The organism is Arthrobacter sp. 2MCAF15 (assembly GCF_052115605.1).
In the GTDB taxonomy this organism is placed as follows: domain Bacteria; phylum Actinomycetota; class Actinomycetes; order Actinomycetales; family Micrococcaceae; genus Arthrobacter.
In genome coordinates, this window is sequence record NZ_JBFRGZ010000039.1 from 1 (window position 1) to 8229 (window position 8229).

Genomic DNA, 8229 nt, shown 5'->3' on the forward strand with positions numbered 1-8229 from the left:
GCCCAGGCGGGCGCGGGTTGCTTCAATATCTGCTCGGATGACATCCGGGTTTTCACTCATCGTGTTTCCTCGCTGGATTTAGGTGTTGGGTTTAAGCGTGGGTGGGATTTCCTGCAGGGTCTCGGCGGTCTGCGGCATGCCCTTGATGGTGTTGAGTTCCTTGCGGCCGCTGGTTGCCAGGACGGCGCCGGCGATTGCCCAGATGACGGCGACAATAACGCCCGACCATCCAAGCCCCATCAGTGTTCCCAGCGCCCACCAGAGCGCCAGTGACAGAAAGAGGAGCGCAAAGTGGCCCGCGACGCCGGCTCCGGCCAGCATTCCGGCGCCCTTTCCGGCACGGGTGGCGGACTGCTTGAGTTCGACCTTGGCAAGTTCCACTTCCTGCCGCATCAGGGTGGAGATGTCCCGTGTAACCTCACCCAGGAGATCACCCAGGGTCGAGGTTTCGGCCTTGGCGTGGGCGGCGGTGGGAGGCGTTTCGCTGCTCATCGATGGCCCCCGTCAAACGGGTCCCCGCGCAGCGGATCGGCCGTCCGCAGGGGCTCACCGACACCGGGATCCGCGGCCCGGCGTCCCATCCCGCCGTCCCTGATCGGGTCCGGGGCGCCCACCGTTCCCAACTCGGAGTCCAGGGGATTCGGCGGATAGGTGTCCGCATAGCCTGCCGTCGTCGTTTGTGGTGCCGGCATCTGTACTGGTGGAGGCGGGACGGCTACCCCGGTGTCGGGGATCCGGCTGACGGCCGGCATACCCGCGGCCGGGGTGCCCGTGGCGTCGGGGGCCCCGGCACTGAGGCTGCGGCTGAGCCTGCCGGCCAGCACACCGGCTCCGGCGGCGAGCAGGAGGAAGGTGCCGGGCCGTTGACGGGCAAAGGACTTTACCTCCGTCAACAGCGAACCCGGATCCCGGCCATCGAGCCAGGACGCGACAGCGGAGGAACGTTCGGCGGCCTGGCGGACGAGGTCCGTGGCCACGCCCGGCTGCTCGGAGGCGGCGGCCATGGACTGCAGTTCGCTGGCGACGGAGCGCAGTCCTTCTGCGACCTTCTGCTGCTGCGTTCCTGCCTGCTCGGTCAGATCCGACTTGGCCTGGTGCAGCAGGTCCCGGGCATTGGTCTTGACCTCGGTGGCCACGTTGGCTGCTTCCGTCTTTGCCGTCTCGGCGACGTTCTGGGCCGCGTCCGTGGCCTCGTGCTTTACCTCTATGGCTTCATCCTTCGCAATCTCCCGCTTGAACGACGGGTTTTCCGCGTCGGCGGGGCGCGCCGTTCCGACGGCGTACTCRTCCGTCGAGGCCCGGGGGGCTGCCTGGTTCCATGGGTTCTGGGTCATCGTTGGTCTCTTTCAGAAAGGGTCCGCGGGATCGTGACTGCGGTGCCGGATGAAATTAGTAAGCACGGTTACTAAATCGATAGTAAGCACACTTCCCATCCATGCCAAGGCCTTTTCGCGAAATTAGTAAGCATGCTTGCCAAAGTGATGGGTGGAGGTAGGGTGGAGCTCTCAGAGGCGGCGTATTGTGGCGCCAGCCTGACCGCGTGACCCTCATTGCCCACAGCAGGAAGGCTCTCCACGTGATCCTCCCCCGTGAGCCCCACGCCCGGGACGGCTACCGGCTCCTGACGGCGGCGGCCCGCATTGTCCAGCGGCTTCACGACGAGGCGCTTGCCCCGCTGGGACTGACCCGCGCAGCCGTCATCGCCCTCGAAGCCGCCGCGCCGGGCCCCATGAACCAGGAACAGCTTGCCGCCAAGGTTCATGTCCAGAGCCAGACACTCGGCCGCGTCCTCACTCGACTCGAGGCGGAAGGACTGGTCACCAGGACCCGGAACCCGGCCGACCGAAGGCAATTCCAGGTCGAGATCACCCGGGCCGGCAGTGCCGCCCTGCAGGCCGCCCGCCGTGCCGAGAGTGCAGCCGTTCCCGCCGACTTCGACGGGTGGGAAACCCTCTCAGAACAACTCACCCGGTTTGTGGAATTCTTCCAGACCCATCAACAAGCCCCTCCCGTCCCCGGCCCTCTCCGGCACTTCCAGCCACCCTCCATCTGAGTGGAACTATGACAGGCATGCCGACCGGGACCTCGGGGAACTAGACAGCTCGGAGGACGCGGGAATCGCTGCACCAATGAAACAGCCGGGAAAGGAACACGATGCGGCCGTCATCTGCCGGGGCCGCCGCTGACCGGCCCGGATCACCTTGTCACGGCCGGTGATTGGGTGGAAGCTGTGGGCCATGGGCCGTCCGGGCTTCCGTCCACTCGACGCAAAACCGGAGCGGCACGTTTGGACTTTTCCAGATGCAGAAGCCGACGAGACCTAGGAGCTGCCATGAACCCGCTGGATTCAATAGTCGCCGCCATCGAACGCTCCGACCGGCTGGACGGAGTGGCTTCGGCCCTCGCGACGGCGGTCGGGCGGGCTGTGCGCGCGCGCCCTGTTCGGAACCTCCTGAGCGGGACCGGCCTGGGACATCCGCTGCATCCGGTTCTCACGGATCTGCCCATCGGGGCGTGGAGCATGGCAACGCTCCTTGACGCCCTGGGCGGCCCGGATTCCGCACCCGCCGCCGACATCCTGGTCTGCGTGGGAATCGCCACGGCAGTCCCCACAGCGGCAGCTGGACTAAACGACTGGTCAGACACTCAAGGCAAGGCCAGAAGAACGGGGCTGATCCACGCCGCCGCAAACAGCACAGCCCTCAGCCTGTACACCTCATCCGCCATAGCGCGGGCAACCGGCCGCCGCCGGCTCGGGAAAGCACTGGGCCTGGCCGGGTTCGGGACCTTGATGTTTGGCGGCTTCCTGGGCGGCAACCTGACCTATGGCTACGCGGTGAATGTCAACAAGACCGCGGACAGGGACGGACCCTCGGAGTGGACACCGGTGCTCAGTGAGGGTGCCTTGTCCGACGGCGAACACCGCAAAATGGACATCGACGGTGTCTCGGTCCTGCTGTACCGCGAAGGAAACGTGGTCCTCGCCCTGGACAGTGTGTGCAGCCACATGGGCGGCCCGCTGGACGAAGGGAAAATCGCCGACGGCTGCGTGACCTGCCCGTGGCATGGCAGCACCTTCCGCCTGAAGGACGGAAGCATCGTTCGCGGCCCGGCCAGCCACCGACAGCCCGCATACGAAACACGGCACATCAACGGTCAGATCGAGATCCGCCGACGCCAGATCCGGCAGGCTGGTCCAGCCGTTACGGTCTGACCATGAGCTTCCAGGCAGACTCGCCGGAACGCCGTTCGTGGGCGGCCACGGAGAAGGACTTCGCGGGCTCGGTCGCCTGCGACCAGCGCTGAGGCGTCAGGAAGAGGTCGAAAGGGAGGAGTTCCTCCTGAAGGTCGCCGGCGGGCATTCCACCGCCCGGGTCCAGGAAAACCGCGTCCCCACGGAGGACGAGACTGTCGGCCCTCTAAACAAGATCGGCCAGTTAGGGAGCCCGATGACCTCACACCCGCGATGGCTTCCGACACGCTGCAGGCGCTGACCCAGCTGTCGGAGGAATACCACCGCTCCTGACCGCTGGGCTTCAACTCGGCAAGCCTGGGGTGTCAGTCGGGTATTTCCATTTGGAACCCGCAGCTGCAGCGCAGCACCCTGGTCCGCAGGTACACGTCCAGGGGTTCTTCACCGGTCCGTTCCGTGGAGAGTACGGCGTTTACGCTGCGCTGCCGGGATCCGGCCAGCATCATCGGCTCCCCGCAGTGCAGATAGTTGCCGCCGAACTGAAGCACCCCGCACCCTTGGCCCGGCCGGTTCAGGACCACGGCAACGCTCCCCACCGAGGCGGTGTGGGCGTAGAAGAAGTCGCATTCCACGCAGGTATACGTGACATCCAGCAGCCCAGTGCGCGGCGGCCTGAGCGTGTCGATGGATTCGATGATCAGGTATTCATCCGTCTGGCACTGGAGGCACCACAGTGGCTGCCCCTGGGGGCCGCCGGGCGGCCCAGGCCTGCGCGGATGGGAAACAGTCGACATTGACAGACTCCTTCGTCCGAGAAAGGTGGCCCGCCCCACCGGACCCCGCTCCCCTCATCGGGTCCCCCGTAAATCAGGCTAACTCCAGGGTCCGGGCCCGGACAAGCAACCGCCCAGCGCAGGACCCAGCCCGCCCGGGGGCACCCGCCGGGGTCGTATTCGCCCTCGGAACGACCAATGTGAACACCAGCGGCAGGCTCCATGGTCCTTGATAATGACGCTCGGTTTGAAGGGCGTACGTCCCGGTTGACAGCCGCACCACGGCATCATGAACTTTCAATGCGCCAAAACTAGACTGCCCGGTGCGGCCCTGCGCCTCCTGGACCGGGAGCCGATTCCTCGATCCCTCAGGGAACGCCGGCGTTCCCTGAAGGTTGCCAAATTGTGCCTTTTGCCCCGGAAGATCGTGTGCGACGATGCGCTCATGAGCGAGCACACCGAACCAGGCCCCGGCGGCCCCGGGCCGGCACAACATCCCGCCCCGCGGAGGCATCGCGAGGACCTCGCCCCACACCAGATGCGCACCGTCGGGCAACGGCGCGCGGACGCTGAAGAAAAGCTCGCACGCCATCTCAAGGAAGCACAGGCACACCATCCGGCCGCAGAACACCCGTCGGCAGCGAAAGAGTCTCCGGACGCCTAAAGGGCTGCATCCGCCCTGCCCTGCCGCGAGCGCGGCTGAGCCTGGCGAGCCTTTTTCAGAACGATGGGTGGGCAGAAACCACCGTCCGTGATTGGTTGGGGGAACCTTTCCTGAGCGCTGGTGCGGCTCTTGGCGCAGTTGTAACATCAGGAATTGGGAGACATCCCGGCCCTAACTACGAAGAAAGGTGGGCAGAATCATGAGCACGCTTCTCTGGATTGTCATTGCCGTCGCGGTCATCTTTCTCATCGTCGGCGGAACAGTCAAAGCGGTCAACTTCTTGCTCTGGATCGCCCCGATCCTACTGATAGTCGCCGTCATCATGTTCCTCATGAATCGTTCCCGCGGACGGCGCGGGGCCTGACTCGCACAACTCGTTTTTGCCGCCGCTGACCTTCCTGCCCGACGGGACCAGCAACGAAGAGGCCCCGGACGGGTCGCCATCCTCCGGGCTGGGCGCGCTGCGCCCGGCATTGAGGATCAGGGACGCAACTGAGCTTAGGAGAAGGCCATGGACAACCTGTTCCGCCGTACCGGCATCGACGTGCCCGAACCCGTCCGACGCTTCTTGCAGGGTGAGTCCGATCCCTGGCTACGAGTCGAGGAATACCGGGACGGAAACACCATGGTGGTAAGAACCGACATCCCCGGCATCGACCCGGACAAGGACATCGACATCACCGTGACCGACGACACCCTGCACATTTCCGCCCGGCGCAGAGAGCCCGCCCACAAGGACCAGCCGGGGTACCGCAGCGAAGTGCGGTATGGCGATTACTCACGCAGCATCCCGCTGCCCCGCGGGGCGAACCCGGACACCGTCGAGGCCAGCTACATCGACGGCGTCCTCGAAATCCGCGCCCAGCTACCTGAGCAGTCCGGAACCTCCGGCACCAAAGTCCACGTCTCCCGCGGCGGACACCAATCACCGGAAGCACCGGAGAACTACGTGACCTGACCGGCGGCCCGCCGCCGTGGACGGAAAATTCACGTCGTCCTGGCCTTTGGGGCCGCCAGTCCAAGGCCGGACTCCGACCCGAAGTTTTCGCCGCCGCCCTCGAGGGGGCTCGGGTTGCCTCGTCGGGCCGACGCTCAGCGCCCCGCCACCGGACACACCAATACCGGACGGGACCCCGGCACCCACACTCACCGCGCTGCTCACCGGCCCCGTGCTGGGAATACGGATATTCGGCGGCCGGCCCCCGTCATCCCGGCTCATCCGCATCCCCTGACGCGACGTCGCCGACGTCGGGGTCGTCATCCGGCTCGGCATCCACGGCGAGCCCCTGGACGCTGACTGGGTGGAACGCTGGATCCGCGACAAAATCATCGCCCGCATCCCCGGAGGCCGCCATGATCCTCGGTGATCTCCTCGGAACGCCCGTGCACGACCCCGGCGGAGTCCGCCTGGGACGGGTAGCTGACGCCCGGTTCACCATCGACGGACCACCCGGCCAGTTGCTCACCGGCACCAGCTTGCTGGGCCTGGTCGCCAGCCCGCACAGCGCATCCTCGTTCCTGGGCTACGAACGAACCGGGGTCGCCCGGCCCTGGCCCGTGGCCCAACTCCTCCGGTGGAGGCACAGCGGGTCGTTCCTGGTGCTATGGGCCGACATCGACATCATCGGCACGGACTCCGTCCGGCTCCGCGAAGGTTTCACCGCGTACAGCCCGGCCCTGAGCGACACCGGACAGGAATGACTGTCTGACTTCTTCCGGCTCGGCCCACCGGCTCCCCGCACAGGGTCGGTCCCGGGGCCCAAGGCAGGACCTTGAGCACTGGCGCCTTTGCTCTTCATGGGGGCTACTCTGTTGGCGAGATCTTCATGGAGGAGGGTCCGATGAGCGCCCCTGACGAACTGGCCGGCATCGAGCCGCGGCTCGCCGCACACGAGACCCCGGGTGCGGACGGGATCGTGGAAAGCAAGGTCAGGGACCGTTCCTATCTCCTCTCCGTGGTGCGGGAGCAGGGTGAACGGCTCGAGAAATTGGAAGCCGTGGCATCTGACTTCGCTGAACGGGGCGAACGGATCCAAGAGCAGTTTGACGGCATAGGCTCGATACACGCGGCCAGGACAGCGGGTCTTGGTGACGGGTATCGGGAAGCTGCCAGGCGCATCCGCGCCGCTTTGGGCCTGGCGATGGAGAACCCCGTCGACCATGCAACGCCAGCTGTGGACCCAAGGCCCGACTCGAGAGCCAGCCTCGAGCCGGGCGTCCAGGGATCCACTCCCGGGGCTGCGGCAGAATGACGGCGGCAAGACCTCATACCCGAGCCTTTATCCACCAGCCAGCAGCCGCGGGGGGTGCAGCGCCGAGGAGCTCGCTGCCGTCCCGGTCGCCCAGAGCCCCGCTACACTCCGGCGCACGGCCCTGGAGGACAAGCGACAATGACTGACATTGCAGGCGCCAGATGGCAGCACGCGGCACGACTTCCGCCCGTTCGACAATCAGCCCTGCAGTAGGGCCTGTCACCGCAACACCGTCGAGCCGTTGATGATTACCTTTTGGGGTGCAGGGGCTCTGGCTAGACTTGAATTGCGCCGGAGTAGACGCATGAATTCGTCTCGGGAGGGCAGGATCATGACAGACCGCAGCGACTCTGAATCACCCGCGGGCCCGGCGCCCACGGAGAAGAAACCAGAAGAACGGGAGCTACGGGGCCGGTACGTCGAAGGGACATATGGCAAGGCCGGAGTGCAAAGAGGCCGCCGCGCGGAGGACGAGGAAGGCCAGTACGTCCAAGGTGATTACGGTGCGGCCGGCACCGAGGGTGGCCTGCCCGAACCGTTGGGAGAGAGGGCCAAAGAATCCGGACGCTATGTACGGGCCGATTATGGCGACGCTGGTATCGTCCCGGGTCGCACGTCCGGGTCGGAAATCGGTCAGTATGCCGAGGGTGACTACGGTGCGGACGGCACTGTGGATCCCCTTCGCAGGGCCGCAACAGGCAGCAACGATAAACCGATGACCGAGAACCTGCACGGTGACTATGACGCATCGCGCGCCCGGGATTCCTCATCGGGGGCCGAGGCCCAGGCCGATGACTCCCGCAGTGGTGCAGATGTGGGAGAGGCGGTCGATGTCGCGGAGGCGGGCACTCAGGCGCAGGGGGATCATTCGCATCCTGAACGGGCCAAGACAGGCCAGGCGCCCGTGGAGCAGGTGTTCAACGACCCCGCCATGACCGAGGGGCAGCGGACCGGCACCGGCTCCCGGACGGCAACCGGGGCTATCCCGACCGGCCCTTCACCTGCCGACGCGGGATCCGGTGGAGCGCAGTCCGTTGTTGGGGCTCGAGAGTCTGACCGTCTCGCGGCAGGCGAGCCGCCCGCCGCGGGCAAGCCCTTCGACACCGGCACAAAGGAGGAACGAACGACGCCACGAGACGAGTGACGTTTTGAGCTCGCCGCATCCCAGTGCTTTACCCGTGCCGCCCTGCGTGGACGAGCCCCGTTACATTTATTGGGTTCCCGAAGGTCGGGGATTTGGTCGCTGGGCCCGGTATGACTTTCTTGCCCTGTCTTTGATGATCCGGGGGGTGTTGTCGCCGGGCTCGGAGACACGCGTTGACTGCTGATAGGGACACGGCCGGCTCC

Annotated in this window: 13 protein-coding genes; 8 read left to right on the plus strand and 5 right to left on the minus strand. The window is 66.0% G+C overall.

From position 1 onward, the window contains the following. From AB4089_RS22715 to AB4089_RS22725, 3 genes are all read right to left on the minus strand, one after another. On the minus strand, window positions 1–60 hold a 60-nt coding region (locus AB4089_RS22715), incomplete at its 3' end, for a DUF3618 domain-containing protein (protein WP_441411539.1). 18 nt (window positions 61–78) lie between these two features. Then, window positions 79–492: a phage holin family protein gene (locus tag AB4089_RS22720; protein ID WP_441411527.1), complete on the minus strand. Its 414-nt coding sequence runs from the start codon at window positions 490–492 to the stop codon at window positions 79–81. Next, window positions 489–1334, minus strand: coding sequence for a hypothetical protein (locus tag AB4089_RS22725; RefSeq protein ID WP_441411528.1), 846 nt, complete (start codon window positions 1332–1334; stop codon window positions 489–491). The genes AB4089_RS22720 and AB4089_RS22725 overlap by 4 nt, the downstream gene beginning before the upstream one ends. 206 nt (window positions 1335–1540) lie before the next feature. Here AB4089_RS22725 and AB4089_RS22730 point away from each other — a divergent pair, with 206 nt between their 5' ends. After that, on the plus strand, window positions 1541–2053 hold the full coding sequence (locus tag AB4089_RS22730) for a MarR family winged helix-turn-helix transcriptional regulator (RefSeq protein WP_441411529.1): 513 nt from the start codon (window positions 1541–1543) through the stop codon (window positions 2051–2053). A 279-nt stretch (window positions 2054–2332) separates the two neighbouring features. Further along, complete coding sequence (locus tag AB4089_RS22735) at window positions 2333–3214, plus strand: Rieske 2Fe-2S domain-containing protein (RefSeq protein WP_441411530.1); 882 nt, start codon at window positions 2333–2335, stop codon at window positions 3212–3214. 344 nt (window positions 3215–3558) lie between these two features. Here AB4089_RS22735 and AB4089_RS22740 read toward each other — a convergent pair whose 3' ends face one another. Then, window positions 3559–3987: a hypothetical protein gene (locus tag AB4089_RS22740; RefSeq protein ID WP_441411531.1), complete on the minus strand. Its 429-nt coding sequence runs from the start codon at window positions 3985–3987 to the stop codon at window positions 3559–3561. Between the two features lie 424 nt (window positions 3988–4411). Between AB4089_RS22740 and AB4089_RS22745 the strand changes: the two genes are divergently transcribed. The 3 genes from AB4089_RS22745 to AB4089_RS22755 all read left to right on the plus strand — a co-directional run bounded on the left by AB4089_RS22745 (window position 4412) and on the right by AB4089_RS22755 (window position 5588). Beyond that, window positions 4412–4630 (plus strand): hypothetical protein, encoded by a 219-nt coding sequence (locus tag AB4089_RS22745; RefSeq protein WP_441411532.1) that lies wholly within the window; start codon window positions 4412–4414, stop codon window positions 4628–4630. 199 nt (window positions 4631–4829) lie between these two features. Continuing rightward, window positions 4830–4994, plus strand: coding sequence for a hypothetical protein (locus AB4089_RS22750; protein WP_441411533.1), 165 nt, complete (start codon window positions 4830–4832; stop codon window positions 4992–4994). 147 nt (window positions 4995–5141) lie between these two features. Next, a complete protein-coding gene (locus AB4089_RS22755) occupies window positions 5142–5588 on the plus strand; it encodes an Hsp20/alpha crystallin family protein (protein WP_441411534.1) in 447 nt (148 codons plus the stop codon). Window positions 5589–5835: 247 nt separating this feature from the next. Here the strand turns inward: AB4089_RS22755 and AB4089_RS22760 are convergent, their stop codons facing one another. Further along, the gene (locus AB4089_RS22760; protein WP_441411535.1) at window positions 5836–5985 is read right to left on the minus strand and encodes a hypothetical protein; all 150 of its coding nucleotides are present in this window, start codon (window positions 5983–5985) and stop codon (window positions 5836–5838) included. On the opposite strand from AB4089_RS22760, the gene AB4089_RS22765 reads away from it, so the two are divergent. The 3 genes from AB4089_RS22765 (at window position 5984) to AB4089_RS22775 (ending at window position 8026) form a co-directional block, all read left to right on the plus strand. Next, window positions 5984–6331 carry a PRC-barrel domain-containing protein gene (locus AB4089_RS22765; RefSeq protein WP_441411536.1) on the plus strand — a complete coding sequence of 116 codons (348 nt, stop codon included), beginning with the start codon at window positions 5984–5986 and terminating at the stop codon, window positions 6329–6331. The two genes, AB4089_RS22760 and AB4089_RS22765, sit on opposite strands and share 2 nt — an antisense overlap. A 140-nt stretch (window positions 6332–6471) precedes the next feature. After that, the gene (locus tag AB4089_RS22770) at window positions 6472–6882 is read left to right on the plus strand and encodes a hypothetical protein (RefSeq protein WP_441411537.1); all 411 of its coding nucleotides are present in this window, start codon (window positions 6472–6474) and stop codon (window positions 6880–6882) included. A gap of 715 nt (window positions 6883–7597) precedes the next feature. Next, a complete protein-coding gene (locus tag AB4089_RS22775; protein ID WP_441411538.1) occupies window positions 7598–8026 on the plus strand; it encodes a hypothetical protein in 429 nt (142 codons plus the stop codon). The last annotated feature ends 203 nt before the right edge of the window (window positions 8027–8229 follow it).

Excerpts from the sequence above, each read along its gene's own strand:
- AB4089_RS22720 (WP_441411527.1), bottom strand. The coding sequence starts at position 492 with ATGAGCAGCGAAACGCCTCCCACCGCCGCCCACGCCAAGGCCGAAACC.
- AB4089_RS22735 (WP_441411530.1), top strand. The coding sequence starts at position 2,333 with ATGAACCCGCTGGATTCAATAGTCGCCGCCATCGAACGCTCCGACCGG.
- AB4089_RS22740 (WP_441411531.1), bottom strand. The coding sequence starts at position 3,987 with ATGTCGACTGTTTCCCATCCGCGCAGGCCTGGGCCGCCCGGCGGCCCC.
- AB4089_RS22745 (WP_441411532.1), top strand. The coding sequence starts at position 4,412 with ATGAGCGAGCACACCGAACCAGGCCCCGGCGGCCCCGGGCCGGCACAA.
- AB4089_RS22750 (WP_441411533.1), top strand. The coding sequence starts at position 4,830 with ATGAGCACGCTTCTCTGGATTGTCATTGCCGTCGCGGTCATCTTTCTC.
- AB4089_RS22755 (WP_441411534.1), top strand. The coding sequence starts at position 5,142 with ATGGACAACCTGTTCCGCCGTACCGGCATCGACGTGCCCGAACCCGTC.
- AB4089_RS22765 (WP_441411536.1), top strand. The coding sequence starts at position 5,984 with ATGATCCTCGGTGATCTCCTCGGAACGCCCGTGCACGACCCCGGCGGA.
- AB4089_RS22760 (WP_441411535.1), bottom strand. The coding sequence starts at position 5,985 with ATGGCGGCCTCCGGGGATGCGGGCGATGATTTTGTCGCGGATCCAGCG.
- AB4089_RS22770 (WP_441411537.1), top strand. The coding sequence starts at position 6,472 with ATGAGCGCCCCTGACGAACTGGCCGGCATCGAGCCGCGGCTCGCCGCA.
- AB4089_RS22775 (WP_441411538.1), top strand. The coding sequence starts at position 7,598 with ATGACCGAGAACCTGCACGGTGACTATGACGCATCGCGCGCCCGGGAT.